This is a genomic window from Pseudomonas trivialis, assembly GCF_001439805.1.
Classification (GTDB): domain Bacteria; phylum Pseudomonadota; class Gammaproteobacteria; order Pseudomonadales; family Pseudomonadaceae; genus Aquipseudomonas; species Aquipseudomonas trivialis.
The window spans coordinates 16,399-31,029 of the sequence record NZ_JYLK01000009.1 but is presented as its reverse complement, the minus strand read 5'-3'; the positions used below and the strand labels follow the sequence as shown (position 1 = coordinate 31,029).

13 protein-coding genes and 2 pseudogenes are annotated in these 14,631 nt (G+C 54.2%); 8 read left to right on the top strand and 7 right to left on the bottom strand.

What is annotated here, in order from left to right:
• Positions 1 to 69: 69 nt before the first annotated feature.
• The 3 genes from TU79_RS14655 (at position 70) to TU79_RS14645 (ending at position 3,499) form a co-directional block, all read left to right on the top strand.
• Positions 70 to 729 carry a DUF7847 domain-containing protein gene (locus TU79_RS14655; protein WP_057008647.1) on the top strand — a complete coding sequence of 220 codons (660 nt, stop codon included), beginning with the start codon at positions 70 to 72 and terminating at the stop codon, positions 727 to 729.
• Positions 730 to 769: 40 nt separating this feature from the next.
• Positions 770 to 1,858, top strand: a complete 1,089-nt coding sequence (locus tag TU79_RS14650; protein WP_057008646.1) for an endonuclease/exonuclease/phosphatase family protein — start codon at positions 770 to 772, stop codon at positions 1,856 to 1,858.
• Between the two features lie 666 nt (positions 1,859 to 2,524).
• Positions 2,525 to 3,499 carry a hypothetical protein gene (locus TU79_RS14645; RefSeq protein WP_057008645.1) on the top strand — a complete coding sequence of 325 codons (975 nt, stop codon included), beginning with the start codon at positions 2,525 to 2,527 and terminating at the stop codon, positions 3,497 to 3,499.
• Positions 3,500 to 3,874: 375 nt separating this feature from the next.
• On the opposite strand, the gene TU79_RS14640 is transcribed toward TU79_RS14645, so the two are convergent.
• The 4 genes and pseudogenes from TU79_RS14640 to TU79_RS14625 all read right to left on the bottom strand — a co-directional run bounded on the left by TU79_RS14640 (position 3,875) and on the right by TU79_RS14625 (position 6,168).
• Positions 3,875 to 4,354: a surface-adhesin E family protein gene (locus TU79_RS14640; protein ID WP_015371096.1), complete on the bottom strand. Its 480-nt coding sequence runs from the start codon at positions 4,352 to 4,354 to the stop codon at positions 3,875 to 3,877.
• The gene (locus TU79_RS14635; protein ID WP_015371095.1) at positions 4,351 to 4,998 is read right to left on the bottom strand and encodes a hypothetical protein; all 648 of its coding nucleotides are present in this window, start codon (positions 4,996 to 4,998) and stop codon (positions 4,351 to 4,353) included. The genes TU79_RS14640 and TU79_RS14635 overlap by 4 nt, the downstream gene beginning before the upstream one ends.
• Positions 4,999 to 5,473: 475 nt before the next feature.
• Positions 5,474 to 5,655: pseudogene (locus tag TU79_RS14630) on the bottom strand (hypothetical protein).
• A 117-nt stretch (positions 5,656 to 5,772) separates the two neighbouring features.
• A complete protein-coding gene (locus tag TU79_RS14625) occupies positions 5,773 to 6,168 on the bottom strand; it encodes a hypothetical protein (RefSeq protein ID WP_015371093.1) in 396 nt (131 codons plus the stop codon).
• 274 nt (positions 6,169 to 6,442) lie between these two features.
• On the opposite strand from TU79_RS14625, the gene TU79_RS14620 reads away from it, so the two are divergent.
• Genes TU79_RS14620 through TU79_RS26960 form a run of 4 tightly spaced genes read left to right on the top strand, consistent with a single transcriptional unit; the run spans position 6,443 to position 9,725 of the window.
• Complete coding sequence (locus TU79_RS14620) at positions 6,443 to 6,982, top strand: AAA family ATPase (protein ID WP_015371092.1); 540 nt, start codon at positions 6,443 to 6,445, stop codon at positions 6,980 to 6,982.
• A gap of 3 nt (positions 6,983 to 6,985) precedes the next feature.
• A complete protein-coding gene (locus tag TU79_RS14615) occupies positions 6,986 to 8,659 on the top strand; it encodes an adenylosuccinate synthetase (RefSeq protein ID WP_057008644.1) in 1,674 nt (557 codons plus the stop codon).
• A 3-nt stretch (positions 8,660 to 8,662) separates the two neighbouring features.
• Positions 8,663 to 9,313 carry a DUF7002 family protein gene (locus TU79_RS14610; protein WP_015371090.1) on the top strand — a complete coding sequence of 217 codons (651 nt, stop codon included), beginning with the start codon at positions 8,663 to 8,665 and terminating at the stop codon, positions 9,311 to 9,313.
• Entirely contained in the window at positions 9,234 to 9,725 is a 492-nt protein-coding gene (locus TU79_RS26960) for an NUDIX domain-containing protein (RefSeq protein WP_081602861.1), read from the top strand. Before TU79_RS14610 ends, TU79_RS26960 begins: the two co-directional genes overlap by 80 nt.
• 215 nt (positions 9,726 to 9,940) lie before the next feature.
• Here the strand turns inward: TU79_RS26960 and TU79_RS14600 are convergent, their stop codons facing one another.
• The 3 genes from TU79_RS14600 to TU79_RS14590 all read right to left on the bottom strand — a co-directional run bounded on the left by TU79_RS14600 (position 9,941) and on the right by TU79_RS14590 (position 13,461).
• Positions 9,941 to 11,098, bottom strand: a complete 1,158-nt coding sequence (locus TU79_RS14600) for a UvrD-helicase domain-containing protein (protein WP_057008643.1) — start codon at positions 11,096 to 11,098, stop codon at positions 9,941 to 9,943.
• Positions 11,091 to 12,752, bottom strand: a complete 1,662-nt coding sequence (locus TU79_RS14595) for an ATP-dependent nuclease (protein WP_057008642.1) — start codon at positions 12,750 to 12,752, stop codon at positions 11,091 to 11,093. The genes TU79_RS14600 and TU79_RS14595 overlap by 8 nt, the downstream gene beginning before the upstream one ends.
• A gap of 343 nt (positions 12,753 to 13,095) precedes the next feature.
• Positions 13,096 to 13,461 carry a hypothetical protein gene (locus tag TU79_RS14590; RefSeq protein WP_057008641.1) on the bottom strand — a complete coding sequence of 122 codons (366 nt, stop codon included), beginning with the start codon at positions 13,459 to 13,461 and terminating at the stop codon, positions 13,096 to 13,098.
• 334 nt (positions 13,462 to 13,795) lie between these two features.
• Between TU79_RS14590 and TU79_RS26070 the strand changes: the two are divergent.
• Positions 13,796 to 13,924 (top strand): annotated as a pseudogene (locus tag TU79_RS26070) (IS66 family transposase); the annotation flags it as partial.
• Between the last annotated feature and the right edge of the window lie 707 nt (positions 13,925 to 14,631).

Sequence of the window (14,631 nt, the reverse complement as noted above, 5' to 3'; positions counted from 1 at the left end):
TACGTTTGCGTCGCTGCGAGTCTGATCGGTTAAAGTGTTGCCTTTATTTACAGGCCTGCGATAACCCTGATGAATCCGTTAGACGTACTGCGCGACTCTTTACGCTTTACCCGGCACAACCTCGGCGCCATCGCGCAATTGTGTTTGCCGCTGGTGATCCTCGAAGCCTTGCTGCAACAGATACTGGACCACACGCTGGGCGCCGATGCGTTTGCCGGTTACAGCGTGGTGGTGGGTTTATTGGTGTACCCGCTGTACACCGGCGCGCTGATCCTGTTTCTCGACGCCCGCACCCGTGGCGAGTCGCCGCGCACCCGCGATGTGTGGGCCCTGGCCCTGGCCCTGTGGCCGCGCTTCGCCCTGCTGACCGCCATGAGCACGCTGCTGATATTGGCGGGGCTGTCGCTGTATTTCCTGCCGGGGCTGTGGCTGATGGTGGTACTGGCCTTTGCCGAATACCTGCTGGTGTTGCGCGGCATGTCGGCCCTGGAGGCCATGAAGGAAAGTCTGCGCCTGACCCGTGGGCATTTCTGGCGAATCCTCGTGTGCCTGCTGTGCGTGATGACGCCGCTGTGGCTGCTCAAGGGCGCGAGCGTGGCGGCCTACCCTGAGCCGGCGCCGCTGCTGGAGCTGTTGATGGACAGCGCGCACAGCTTTCTGCAGCTGTTTACCAGTGTGGTGCTGTTCCGTTTATTCATGTTGATCGGTGGCGATGCCGACGCGCGGTGATATGCTCACGGCCACTTCTGAAACGCCATAAGCCGAGCCAATGACCCGTTTATTGCGCATCACCCTGCTGGGCCTGCTGATCGTTGCCGGCCTGCTCACCGCCCTGATCTACCACCTGACCTGGCGCCCGGCCGCCAGGCAGACCTTGCCCGTCAGTTGCGTCGCACCCCGTGCGCCGACCCTGCTGCCTGGGCAGGCGCTCAAGGTGATGACCTGGAACGTGCAATACCTGGCCGGCAAGAACTACGTGTTCTGGTACGACCGCAGCGACGGCGGCGGCCCGGACGAACGTCCCACCGTCGAAGACATGGCCTTCAGCCTCGACGAAGTGGCCCGGGTGATCCGCGACGAACAACCCGACCTTCTGCTGTTGCAGGAAATCGACGAAAACGCCAAGCCCTCCCACTACCAGGACCAACTGGCCCTGCTGCAGGAACGCCTGGTCGACCTCTACCCCTGCAGCGCCCAGGCGTTCGACTGGAAGGCCGACTTCGTGCCCAGTCTGCACATCTTCGGCAGCGTCGGCCGCAAACTCGCGACCCTCAGCCGCTACCAGATCGAACACGCCGAACGCCTGCAACTGCCCACCTCGGACGCCAACTTCATCAGCCGCCAGTTCCAGCCCAGGCCCGCCTTGCTGCTGACCTACCTGCCCCTGAGCGACGGCGGCCAACTGGCAGTGCTCAACACCCGTCTGGACGGCGACACCCCTGGGCGCAGCGCGGTGCAGGAGCAGGTCAAGGCCACCGTGAAGTTGCTGGATAAATTCGAAGGCCGGGGCACGCCCTGGTTGATCGGCGGGGATTTCAACCTGTTGCCGCTGGGCCAATACCTGCGCCTGGACGCCGGCAAACGCGGGCAGTATTCGCCGGACAGCGAGCTGCACCTGCTGTGGGACAAATACCCGATGATCCCGAGCAACAGCGAGTCCAGCGGCATCGACCGTGAAAAATGGCTGACGCACTTCCCCAACGACCCCGGCATTGACGGCCCGGATCGCACACTCGATTACCTGTTCTACAGCCCGCGGATCAAGCGGGTGGAAGCGAAGGTGCGACAGGCGGATACGTTGCGTATTTCCAATCATTTGCCGGTGATTGCCCGCTTTCTGCTGCCGGCCGCGCAATAACTGTCAAAAATATCAATGTGGGAGGGGGCTTGCTCCCACATTTTTTGATCTTCAACACTAAGGCTTGCGAGGCTTGATCCTGGCCGTCGGCTCCGCCACCAACGGGTCATCCGGCCAGTAATGCTTGGTATCACCTATCTCCCTGATGGATTGACAACGTGCATCCCCCGGAAAAATATAGGCGTCAGCCAATTCAGAAGAAAATGGCATTGACTGTCAATGTTACAACCAAGGATTGACTATCTGCAGGTCAATTACGGCAGACATTGACACAATATCCGCCAGCCGCACGCTTGCTTCAGACCGAGCATTGACACTCTAGTGCTCGCTGGACAATTGCATCCCACTTGACCACCCGTTTGCATTGCCAATGACCTGTCATTTGCATTCGACCTGACCAGCTGTTTGCATCGAATTTGACCAGCACAACGGGAGCGCCTTGACCGGCAGCTGGCGGCCAATAGCAGACCTAGCCAAAGGCGGGCTTGACGAGTCCGTTTGAACTTGAGGCAGCGAAGGCGAGCACTCCACTCTGTCTTGACCGAGCACCACATTGGCCTAGCCACATCAACTAATCCTGCTTATCCTCCTTGCTCAGCCCGGAACAAACCAACGACTGTTTTGCGGCGAAGATTTCGTAATTTCTCTTGATCAATTAGGTGCGAAATGGAAGGCGAAGAAGGAAAGAAAACTCAGTTGTTTGTAGGGTTTAGAAAAGCCAATGGCCAGATAGGATATATCTCAGAAAGCCTCTCAATCCCTGAGTTTTTCGAGATGGTGCGACCTTCAGATAACCATGGACGAGTTCTAGTTGATTTTTCACCGGTGATTGAGGCACTTCACGCGCTACACAAAGAAGCCGGTGATGAAGCAGTTATCAGCAAATATAAGTCCATGTATAGCTACTGGCACGATTCTATATCATACAGCGATTTACAGATCAGACTACCCAAATGTGAGAACCTATCGGTAGCTGCCAACGAGTTGCTGGCAATTCTCGAAGACAGGGTAACCAAGCACAGTAGGGCCTATAGAGGTCGTAGAATAGGTGACTCGAATGACAATCTAAAGGTCATCTTGGCACTTGAAAAAGATGTAAACATTGTAATTGATACACTACTTTGTTTCATTCATTCCAAAGCATCTTTAGAAATTTCCTCATTTAAGAAGGACGTAGTGCTGGGCGGGTACTGCACACAATTACTTTCAGTGCTAGAGGACTTGTTGACTAAAGTCATTGATTACTCAACCTATAATGATAATTTTAAGCTGGAAAGCGATTCTTTATTATTTCATTTGGCAATAACTAATAATGACGACGTTGAGAGCTACAGCCGGCTTCTACCTAATTTTGGAATTAAGAAAGATCTGCGTCTAGACGTTCTGCATCGCGGCGAGAGCTATGAATTTACGGATGGGCATAATGATCGTTATATGGAAGTAGTAACTCGTTATCGTGTTCCGGATGGAAATGAATTAAAAATAGCTAAAGTGCTCAGGAACCTGTGTTACAAGGTACGTTCAATGAGCGGTTTGATCCACACCCTCAAACATGAGGTAGTCCGGTGGGATCCTTCTGAAAATTCGATTGATGAGTTGAAAGACCTGATTCGCCTCCCTCCCTCGACAGTAAACACTTAATAGCATTGAGCGGGCGAGGATAATCGACGGCTGTTTAAAATTCAGTTTGTAGCGGGCTGATGAGTTCGCCCTCTCTGGGCAGGAATGTTTCGTCTTATTAGGGGGTCTGACTACCAAACGACGTCATACGCTCTAGCCTAAAGCAGTCGGGCTGGTGCTCGATCACAGTGCCCGCTCGATTCTGGCCGTTAGCTGCGCTTAGCGAAGGTCTGCTTTTGGCCGTTTTCTGCCCATCGCGAGAGGCAGAAAACGACCCTAAGCTGCCCGTTGCGAAAGGCAGCAGTCGGCCAGTTCCATCGTTTAGAGGAAAGACACCACCCCTGCCACCTGAAAGCAGGCACGCCGTGATAGCCGCCTGCTCATGCTCAGATACAGCTACCCCGGATTACCCGCCCGAAGATGCGCCGCATCGATCTTGCATACCGAATCGCGCAACCTCCCGATCAACGACTGCCGCTCCAACGGTCCCCATTGCGGAGTATCGCTCTTGCGCGTCACTTCATGCCCCAGGGCAAAGGGCTCGGAGAAATAAACCCGGCCGAACTGCGCCATTTCGTCCCGCTCGCAGTTGATCACCTGGATCGCCCGCGAACTGCGAATCTCTGGAAGTTTACCGCTAGGGGCGGCGAGTCCGAGGTAATTGTTGATTAGGTAGAACTGGCGCAAATGCGGATTGCCCTGGTACAAGGCGACGGAGTGTGCGTCGAAGTAGGTTGCCAGTTTGGCGTCCTCCAGCAGTTTGAACATGCCAGCAGGCGTCGTGGCCGGCGCTTCGGCCACGGCTTTCTGCGGCACAGTGCCGTGGGCACAACCACCCAGCAGCAATACCGCTGCTAGGCATGGCAGGCGCCTCATCGTGTGGTTCCCTGTGCCAGGTCCGGGCGTTCCTGCTGCAACAGAAGCTCATCGACGCTGCCCTGCAACGAACAGAGCAGGCGGGTCTTCCCGTCCTCGACGCTCAGCATCAGGAGCTTTTCCGCGGAACCCGCCGCCGGAGCGATGCCCGAGGCCGCCGCAGAATTGTTCTGCCAGGCGGAATTGGCGTCCGCCTTGATCCGTGGTTTAGAAATGAAGTACTCGCCGGCCTCCTGCCATTCCGCATGCGGCAACTTGGCCATGACTTGCTCGCGGCTGGCATCGATTTCGAAACCCCAGAAGTAGTAAATGCCTTGCTCGCCCAGGTCCATGATCCGGTCGTAGTAGCTAGTCAGGCGCAGGCCCTGGTCGTCGACAGCGGGGGTGAAGTGCTGGAAAGCAGTGTTGAAGTTGCGGCGGTCCAGCACTGGCGGCCAGGCCAGGCCGCGCTGATCGTTGCGGGCCAGCTTGACGGTTTTCCCCAGATCGGCGCGCTGGGAATACAGGTGTTTGAAAAATGACGGCTCACACGAGACCAGGCTTTCGCTGAGGCCGCTGGCCAGTGCATTACCGGAACACAGTCCGAGGAAAAGAGGAAGTATAGCTTTGCTGCAGGAGAAGGATAAAAGGCGACGCATGTCCATTGCTTGGAGAGTCCTGTTGGTGTGGAAAGACTCTATCGTAATTGCGTCAGGACGTTGTTACAAATTGAAAGGACCGGAAAAGGAGGCTGGCGTCAATCAATGCAGAGCAGGTGAAATAGCCTTCCTCCCAAGGCACAGCGGGAGTCCATACCAGGGCAATCATTGTGCGCGGTCCAAAAAGTCAGTTGCTCAGTGGAGAGTTGATCAAAGTTGCTTCTGTCGAACACAGAAGAACCTAATGTCGGTATCGTGCCAAAGGTAAGGGCGCCCGATAGTATCAAAACGCGGCGGAGTTCTTTTCTCGGTGACCGGCTCCTTTGGCCGATTGCTGCCTGTTGTCAACAGCTGAAGGCAATCTGAGGGTGCCGTCAACGGTCGAGTTGCAGCAGTAATGTTTAATCCGTCACCAACAGTATTGTTTGGATACTTTTACCCGAGGCATTAAACGGCCCGCGCCCTGTGCCCCCAGACGACGTCACTCCGGCTCCATCAGCACCGCGATTGTCATTTGATGAACTCTTCGTGCTTGCTGATTGTGTCCAGCGCACCGCGAACGTTGCCGGCGACTTCAGCAGATCCGCGCTGTTCGGCCCAAAGCGTCAGTTCCATGATGGCAGCCTCGAGGGGCAGCGGTTTTGATTGGTTCCTATCCGACACGGGGTGCCCAGACTGATCCAGAGCGCGAGTTGGGCAAGCAGGCAACAACAGCACTGGCACGTGAGTGGTCGGAGCTGTGCAATTATCTGCCCAAAAGCCCCGGTCTGACAGTTCGGGTTAGTCGTCAGCACCTGATTCAAGGGCCTTGGTTTCTGCATCCCCCGGCATCGTATCGATGACGGTTACGCTCGCGCATGCTTTTAATAAGCGCTCCACATCCTTCGCATTGTATCCATTGGCTTCAATAACAACCGTGCCATCTTCCACTTGGACCATTACGCGTCGGCTTTTCCGAGCCTCGACCCAAGAGACGATCACTTTAGCAATGCTGTTCCACGGCATAGCATCGCTCAGCGCCGAGATAATTTCGGTAAAACCCGAAGCCTGCGGCCGCCCTGAAAACTTCATAACGCTGGAATGGCGAATGGAGGCATCGTCCAACGCCGCAAGAAAAGAATCCCTACTGTGCTTGAAGAGGGTGAAGCGGATCGCAACTACAGCCTGGTCATTCATAGGTACCGCCCCTTCATACATAATTTTAAAAAGCTGCGTTCGGCGTCCATCGTAATGGTACGGGAACGTAATCACTAACAGTACTCAGTCGCGTCTATAGGCTCAATCTGGGTTTAGGCCATGGCATTGGGATCTATCATCGGCAGCAGTGATATTTTCTGCAAATTTCAGCCAGTTGGTGCCTGGCTCAGTTCCACAAAAATCCCGGCAAAATTAACCAATTAAACTACGCTTCATCGCTATATTGGTTTCGCAAGACAGGGATCGTCAAAGTATGAAGCGACTACTTCTCCTAAGTGGCCCGATGGCCAGTGGCAAGACGTCGGTTTCCGCAGCCCTCCAAAAACTCCATGGATTTGTTCCGATCAGTAGCGGCTCCTTTCTGCGTGCGCACCTGGCTACCCGGGGCGAGCCCCTTGATCGTCATAACCTCCAAGAACTCGGCGACTCTCTCGACAAGGCCACTGATTTCTCTTGGCTCATAGACTCTGTAGCAAAACCAGCCATCCAAGCTCGGCCAGACGTCGAAAACTGGCTCTTGGATGCGGTCCGCAAGCCCCGGCAAGTTGAATTGTTCAGACTCTGTTTCGGCAATGCGGTGAGGCACCTGCACATCATTGCGCCCGAATCTGTCCTGCAACAGAGGTACACAGCACGAGGCGGTTCCGATCTCGACGAATATAACGCCAGCGTGCTGCATCCTAACGAGCAGAGTGCCCGTTCGCTCTCAGGTTTTGCGGACGAAGTTTTCGATACATATACGTACACCCCGTTTCAAATTGCGGATCAAATATTAGGAATTTGGGAGATGTAGCTAATGGAAACTCGTCAGATCGTAGTGATCAGTGGCAAGACCTGTAGCGGCAAGAGTGGTTTGGCCAGTTTGTTGGAGAAGGAGTTTGGCTTCGCCGTGGTTTACGATCGTCGAGCGATTGATGATTCCGAGTGGCGCCTTCGCATGGCGCAACCCGACATACCTGATCGTCGTCACAAAGCGAACGACGCTGACCAGTGGATGCTCCGGGAAACCCAGGCAGTGTGTGAGGCGCAGAAGGATGGCCGACCGTTAGTTGTGGATCACCTGAATACTCTTGCGCAGGTGCTGCAGTTTCGACAGGTCTTCGGTGCAAACCTGGTGCATGTACACCTCTACGCAAGCGATCCTACGCTCCATGGACGTTATGCAAAGCGAATGGAGGGGCAAGCCATTCCTTTGTCCTATGACGAGGTCAATCAGCTCAAGGATCAGACAGAGATTCAGGCGCTCAAGGATGATGCCGACGTCCGTGTTTACACCGAACGCTCGGACTCAAATGACACGCTCGTGCGGGTTGCCGCCCGTTTGCATCTGTACACACCGCCTGAAATCAGATGCGTGGATGTGTTGATTGGCGGGCAGTATGGCAGCGAGGGAAAGGGCAACATCGTCGCTTACCTCGCGCGCGAGTACGACGTGATGATTCGCGTCGGTGGGCCCAATGCAGGACATACGGTAGCCAGTTCTGCCGGCCCTTACACTTACCACCATCTGCCTTCTGGGTCGCGGGACGTGACGGCACGACTGCTTCTCGGCCCTGGCATGACGATTCATTTGCCAGGGCTTTTGAAAGAAATCGAGGAGTGCGGTATCCGAAAAGATCGATTGTTCATTGATCCCCAGGCCACCATCATTGAGGAGGAAGATATCGGGACAGAGAGGGGCGGGCATCTGGTCTCAACCATTGCATCAACCGGGAGCGGTAGCGGAGCCGCCGCTGCTCGGCGTATTTTGAGCAGGGGTAAAGAGATCCGGCTCGCACGAGATGTTGATGAGCTTCGTTCGTACGTCGGTACTCCTGGAAACTATCACGGCTGCACGTCAGACCGTTTGGAAGAGGCCTACCGCAGCGGCCATTCCATTTTGCTGGAGGGAACTCAGGGCAGCGGGCTGAGTATTTTCCACGGAGATTATCCTCACGTGACGTCCAGGGACACGAATGTTGCGGGATGCTTGGCCGAGGCTGGGATATCGCCCAGCAGGATCCGCAAAATCCTGATGGTCATTCGTCCCATGCCTATTCGTGTAGGCGACCCCGATGGTGAGGATGGCCATACCTCCGGGACGCTCAAACATGCGACGACCTTTGATGACATCGCAGCGTTTGCGGGCCTTGAAGCCCAGGTGTTGAACACCGCAGAGAAAACCTCCACCACCAAACGCAGCAGGCGAGTCGGATGGTTCGAATGGGATCAATTCCGGAAAGCATGCGCCCTGAACGCTCCGACGGATATCGTTCTGACGTTTGCCGATTACTTGAAGTCCTCCAATAGCAAGGCGCGCAGGTTCGAGCAGCTCGATCCGGATACGATCAAATTCGTCGAGGAGCTCGAGCGCGTTTCTCAGGCGCCTGTTTCACTTATCAACACCCGCTTTTCCCGAGACGCCGATGCGAGCGATTTGCGCTCTCTGATCGATCGGCGTAACTGGACTGCACGTTCTGACAGGAGATAATAGATGGATCTGGACAAACTGATCGAGCTTTACCCTCGCGTTTATCACATGGCCGAACGTGGAGCTTGGGACAGCATTCGCACGCGCGGACTGATGAGTGCCACGGCAGTTCTGGATCACCTCGCAGTGGGGGATGGTGACCGTGCTCGATATGAGAGCGAGCATCGTGGGCAGAAGATGGATGTGAAAGCAGGTGACCCCTCCAATATTGTGCTTCGTGATCAGAAACCCATGCCTGAGGGCCGGTTGGTTAGAGCGCTTACGGGTGGAACAACACCACGCCAGTGGTATGAATTGATAAACGGCAAAGTTTTTTTCTGGGCCGAGGAAAAGCGCCTCCACGGTCTGCTCGGAGCTCGCGATTATCGAAAGCTAGAACATGATGTCTTGACGCTCGACTCGTCGACCTTCATCCCGGCATATGCCGAAACCATCTGGCTGTGTCACATGAACTCGGGCAATACCTGGCCCATGCCCCACCGTCGAGGCACGGGCATATTCTGCAAAATTGCGGATTATCCGGTGAAGCGTTCTGGCAATCCTGTGAAGGAAGTTGTCGAGCTAGTTGTCGATTATGCCGTTCCCAACATCGCTGATTATGTCGTGGAAGTTCGCAGGATGCAGGGCACCGAGGTATTGGGCGTCATTGGTTAGGGTCTTCCATGGAGCGGAGAAATATGCCGCGCAAGCGTTTAGCCGCTTGTTTATTGGTAATCAGCCCAGCAATCGACTGCTGCTTTTTAAGATTCAGTATCAGGCTGGTGTTTTGGCGGGCATGAGCTATTGGGCGACGCCCAGCGGAAAGCTCAGGGATGGAGAGTCGTTTGAAGCGGCAGCGGTACGTGAACTCTACGAGGAAACTGGCATTGAGGTGCCCTTAGTAGGACGCTGTATCGCGCACAGAGAGTTTCTGTGGCAGATGCCTGATGGCGAGCATGTGCTTGCGCTCGAACATTACTTTAAGGTGCACACATGTACCGAGCAGTGCTCCTGCGCCCAGTGGACTGACCGGGAGCGCGAAGCGGTATGTGAAGTCAGGTGGTGTGAACCGCCCCTGGCTTCGTAGAGGCCTCTGACGGTTGGGATGGGTCGAACGCGGTCAGTTGTAACTGGCAGTTATCGGCCAAAAACGGACGGTCAAACGTTCGCGGATGCTCGTGAAAAGTGCCGATGTGATGCCCCCATTCCTCAGATAGTACGTGAGCCTTACCCAAAAATTGAGGCGCTAATCAGAAACGCTATCTAGTTGAAGTCTTCACTGCGTGAATTTATTAACGTCCGTCAAACAGGAGTTTTTGCCCAGATCGGGAACCGTAAGCCAGCAGCCTTCTTGTCAGGCACGATGAACCCCAGACTGTATCGCGCGCGCGTAATGGCGACGTACATTTTGTTCTGAGATGTTTCATCCTTCGCGGGAAACGGCTTTCGGCCATCCAGGACGAAATGCAACTGGTTTTCAGTAGGTAGCACCAACACCCGATCAAAACCCAACCCTTTGCTCCCGCCAAAGTTATAGCAGCGCGCCTCGGTGGGAAGAAGCTTCGCTCCTGACGTTACGCTCCAGCGCAGCACCATAGGGTCAAAAACCTTGATGTATTCGGCGACGTCGGACTCCTTGACGATGAATGTGCCGAGGTGATGGTCAAGTTCAGGTGGCACCTCCTTCACTGCCGACTCCGTCGCTTCATAGTTACCATTGTGTACAGCATCGGCGACGTCACAAATCGGTTGAATGCATCGCCGGTTAAGTGTCAGTGACTCATCCTCAAAGCCCATGGACTTGAAGGCTGCGATCTTCTCAGCGGCCGTTTTTGGCGCTTTTTGGCCAAACGTCGTCTCGTACACCGTTTGCCGGAAATCTCCCACACACGTGATGGGTGTCGGCATCACTTTGTTCAGCCCCTTGAGCACCTCGTAGTCCCATCCAACCAGGTCTTGAACCTCATCAAAAAACACCTGAGTATAAATCTCCCCTAGTCGTACTGCGGCAGAGTTTTTCGTGACCTTCATGATTCGGCTCGCCAGTTTTGCGAGAAAGCCGGTGTGAGCTTTGGTCTCGCATGGAGCCAGGAAGTGTCTTGGGTTGTAGCTCTTATCGTCTAACTGCTCGGCGCGTCCCGGTAGCATAAACGTTGAATCTGGCCTCATATGAGGATTGCGCTGGTTGAAACAGATGCCATTGATACGCCGCGGGAATAACGCCTGCTGATACGGCCTCACCATGTCTTCCAGGTAAAATGAGAAAAGACCTTTGACCACGAACCGATCACTGTGCGCACCAAAGATCTCCAGAAATCGACGTCTCAATTCCTGCTGATTACTGGTCGTGTAGGTCACCACCAGAACCTTTCCTCCGCGCTTGATTTCGGCGATTGATTCGGTAATGACCTTGTGAGTCTTGCCTGAGCCGGCACCCGCCATGCAGAGTTTATTAGGCAAAATTCAGCACCTCAGCGAGGAAAGCTGGATATTTGAACGGCTCATCAGTTTCGAAAATTCGAATCGCGGTGTCGACCTTCTTCTTGCCTTTGCCGTCGCCGTCACCGCTTCTGAACCACTCCACAATAAATTCGAGCTTTTCAGCAAAGGTAGGTTTGGCAGTGAACAACTTGATGGTTTTGGTTGAGAGGACAATCTCTGCAAATGCCTGCAACTCTTTTTCCGAATCCGCATTGGCCAGAATCATCGCTGGCTCCAGCGAAAACTCATTGTTGTTCGTTGAAGAGACCAGCTTTATGTTTGGAAAATCTGTGTAATCCTTGCGTGCTTCAACGACGTTATTTTCGTAATCGCCATCGTTATCTCGCAAGACATTAATAGCGGTACCGATTTCTTTGCCGATCGCGATGAACGTCTTGAACCCGACACCGCGCACCACAATGATATCGATCCCGTCTTGCTCTGGCAGACGCTCCTTATGGGTGTCTTTGTAGATCTTTTTGAGAATCAACTCATCTGAGGGGCCTTCTACCAAAACCACCTTCTTGGACAGCGCGACACGCAGCGTGTCGTAGCCTGGCAGCCGCTTCAGCGTCTTTACCACCCCCTTGTCCAGGAGGTGCAGTCGCTTGTATGTGTCATGCAGCAAGCAAATTTTATCAATGCTCAGTTTGTTCAGCACATAAGAACTGTGTGTGGTCAGGAATAGCTGCTTGCCGTCTCGCTGGTCCTCAATGTCTTGCACCAACTTGCTTAGCTCGACATGCGACAGGTGATTTTCTGGTTCCTCCATCATTACCAGGTCGATATCTTTTGACTTATTGTGCAGGGCCAGCTTGATTTGCACCTTACTCTGCTCACCCTTGCCGATCATGTGGAACGGCACGGCATTGACTTCGAGTTGCAGACCGTTCTGGATAGCGCCAGCGGGCATGGTGTTGGCGGCGATGGTCAGCTTCTTTTCCGTGATCCTGTTATCGGAATCCAAATCCTTGTTGACGGTGGTGACCTCATCAGTGTTGTTGAAGGATTGAAGGGTCTCACGGTAGTGCAAGCTCAGACGGTACTCTTCGTCCTTTCTGAGTGCGGTACTCAGAACATTCGAGATGTACTGATTTTTGCCGAAGGTGGGATGAATACGAGTGGGGTCGATGTAGAGCGCTCTGAATTGCTTGGTCATCGGCTTGATAACATTCCAAGCAAAATCCATCCATTCGACTTGGTAGAACTCCACTGGGATGCTGGTTATCGCGGCACCGGAGGCTAGGTAATCGTTATAGGCATCAGTAAAATCTGGATCAAAGCTGACTTTGATCTGAACCCCCTGAGCATCTTTCTTCAGGCTGTTGTTCGCACCGCGATAGTCGGGCACGTTCTTCATATACGCCTCGATCACGAGGATCGGTAAGTCCGCAGGCGATTTTGGCGAGGAGCGGAACGCGGAGACTGTCTCGGCGTTGAAAAGATCCGGGGAAAACTCGCTATTGAATGGCCGACCGCGATACTGAAAATTGAGCACGATCTCCAAAGCCTCCAGAATCGTGCTTTTGCCTGCGTTGTTATCACCCACGAAAATATTCACATCTTCGTTGAAGTCAAAAGTCTGATCCTTGAATTTTTTGAAGTTGATCAGGCGTAGCGATTCTATGAGCACGTTTCAAATCCTTATGAAGTTGCGGCGACCGGTGTGGCGTAAGGCCATTGCGGTTCACGCTATAGGGCCGTGGGCACCCTGTCCAGTGAGAAGACGAAGCAGCGACGACGACCATGCGAGGCAGAGTGAGTACCCTACATCGACCTTTTCTCCCTGAGCACCCTTGGCGCTATAAGGGACGCACAATACCCTAATCCCATTACAACAAAAATAGGTGCCCACAGGCGCGTCCTAGGCAGCCTTACGGCTGTGCATTGGCTCGCCGCTGCGTGGGCCAAATGAGTTACTTTGCAGCATGGCTGACCGCGTTGCTGCGAAGGTTGCGTGAGCGAGTGACGCCCGATTAGCGCCCCATGAGTGGGTAGTGCTCGATGCGACACGGATGCGGGTGGCCGTCGCCCTTGCAAATCCCATCCAGATACCGGTAGTCAATCTGCACCGACTGGCTTTTTCGAGGCCATTGCCGACGCGGGAGGGTGTTCTGGTAATCGGTGGTTTCCGGTGTGAAGGTGACCGTCGAGCCTTGCTGGGGACATTGCGTGGTGGGGGAGGTCGGGGCGACCTTGAGGATCCGCCCCTGAAGCTGTGTGTACGGTTCTTTCAAGACGTTGACGATCTGTACGTCCAGCCGGCAAATCTTCCAGTTCGCCGCGTGGACGGAGCTGCACAGGGTGATGAGCGCAAGGGCCAGCGCTGCATATGTTTTCATGGGCTAAATGTCCAGATCCTTGGAACAAGCAACCTGGCAAGGCCCTGAACTTCCGTCAGCTTCTAGCTGACTTAGTCCTTGGCGCCGGGTCAGTTGGGGAGTGGTAGCACTATGCCAATTATCCCGCGGCCAATACAAGTCTTATGAATTTGAGAGGGGTCCTATAGGGATATAGGTGTAAGCAATAAGCCAGAATGACTTTAGATATGCAGTCGCATGCTGTGAGCCTTGACTATCGGGCTGAACCAGAACCGCGCCGGCGGTCCGCTTTTGGCCGATTTCTGTCCTTCGTGAACGGCAGCTTCGGGTTGATTTACACCGGTCAGGCTCGGCCATTACCGAAATTGGCTGCATGGCCCATGCCCGCCGAAAGTTTTCCGATCTACACGTCGCGAATAAAAGTCAGTTGGCCGAACCAGTCCTACACTCGGTTGGGGGCCTGCAGGAAGTTGCCGGTTCAGCGGGCGTGTGAAATCGACCAGTTGCTGCCGCATAAGTGGCAACCGGCTCAATCACGTAAGGCGTGATGGCCGGACGCTTACAATTCACATTCGGTTTGACAGCGTTAGGAAAGCTTACTCGGACTCTGACGACTACACATTACGGCACACATTGACTGCCTGCTTTTTAGAAGTTGCAAAGCTGCAAGGTTCCAAGCCCGTGAGGGAAGCGAGTCAGTCTTATCTGACTAATATTGACATTTGAGTCAACCGGCCATAGAGTTTTCACGGTAGCCCTTGAGGCACTTGAGCTTTAACCCCTTGAGGGATTTGCAGAGCCCGGCTAATTTCCGGGTTTTTGCCTTTCTGAGACTTCTGCTGACGCGGCTGCCACCAACGTACTGAAACTTCATGCTCCGTCCGCTCCCGCAGCTTGATCGCCATCTCAAGATCTAGATACGCCTCCTTGTCAGCCGATAGCGATCCGGCGTCTTTGGCCTTAGCATGCAGCCAGGCCCCGCTTTTTCCATAGTCACTGCAGAACACGAATATCGACCCCATGCAGAAAGCTGAAAGCCTAGTGCTGCTGAGTTTGCCTGAGAATCATATCGAGCTCGACACAATGAGTCAGTTGGAGCAGGCTTCCAGAGAAACCTGCATCTTTCTGATCAAGTGGTTTTAATCGTGCCAGTCGGTTCAAGCTGAGTTATTTCGTCGTCGCAATGACCAA

What these genes read in the sequence shown, in the direction of transcription:
- TU79_RS14625 (WP_015371093.1), bottom strand. Translation starts at nt 6,168, where the DNA reads ATGAATGACCAGGCTGTAGTTGCGATCCGCTTCACCCTCTTCAAGCAC.
- TU79_RS14650 (WP_057008646.1), top strand. Translation starts at nt 770, where the DNA reads ATGACCCGTTTATTGCGCATCACCCTGCTGGGCCTGCTGATCGTTGCC.
- TU79_RS14590 (WP_057008641.1), bottom strand. Translation starts at nt 13,461, where the DNA reads ATGAAAACATATGCAGCGCTGGCCCTTGCGCTCATCACCCTGTGCAGC.
- TU79_RS14610 (WP_015371090.1), top strand. Translation starts at nt 8,663, where the DNA reads ATGGATCTGGACAAACTGATCGAGCTTTACCCTCGCGTTTATCACATG.
- TU79_RS26960 (WP_081602861.1), top strand. Translation starts at nt 9,234, where the DNA reads ATGCCGTTCCCAACATCGCTGATTATGTCGTGGAAGTTCGCAGGATGC.
- TU79_RS14645 (WP_057008645.1), top strand. Translation starts at nt 2,525, where the DNA reads ATGGAAGGCGAAGAAGGAAAGAAAACTCAGTTGTTTGTAGGGTTTAGA.
- TU79_RS14615 (WP_057008644.1), top strand. Translation starts at nt 6,986, where the DNA reads ATGGAAACTCGTCAGATCGTAGTGATCAGTGGCAAGACCTGTAGCGGC.
- TU79_RS14620 (WP_015371092.1), top strand. Translation starts at nt 6,443, where the DNA reads ATGAAGCGACTACTTCTCCTAAGTGGCCCGATGGCCAGTGGCAAGACG.
- TU79_RS14635 (WP_015371095.1), bottom strand. Translation starts at nt 4,998, where the DNA reads ATGGACATGCGTCGCCTTTTATCCTTCTCCTGCAGCAAAGCTATACTT.
- TU79_RS14655 (WP_057008647.1), top strand. Translation starts at nt 70, where the DNA reads ATGAATCCGTTAGACGTACTGCGCGACTCTTTACGCTTTACCCGGCAC.
- TU79_RS14640 (WP_015371096.1), bottom strand. Translation starts at nt 4,354, where the DNA reads ATGAGGCGCCTGCCATGCCTAGCAGCGGTATTGCTGCTGGGTGGTTGT.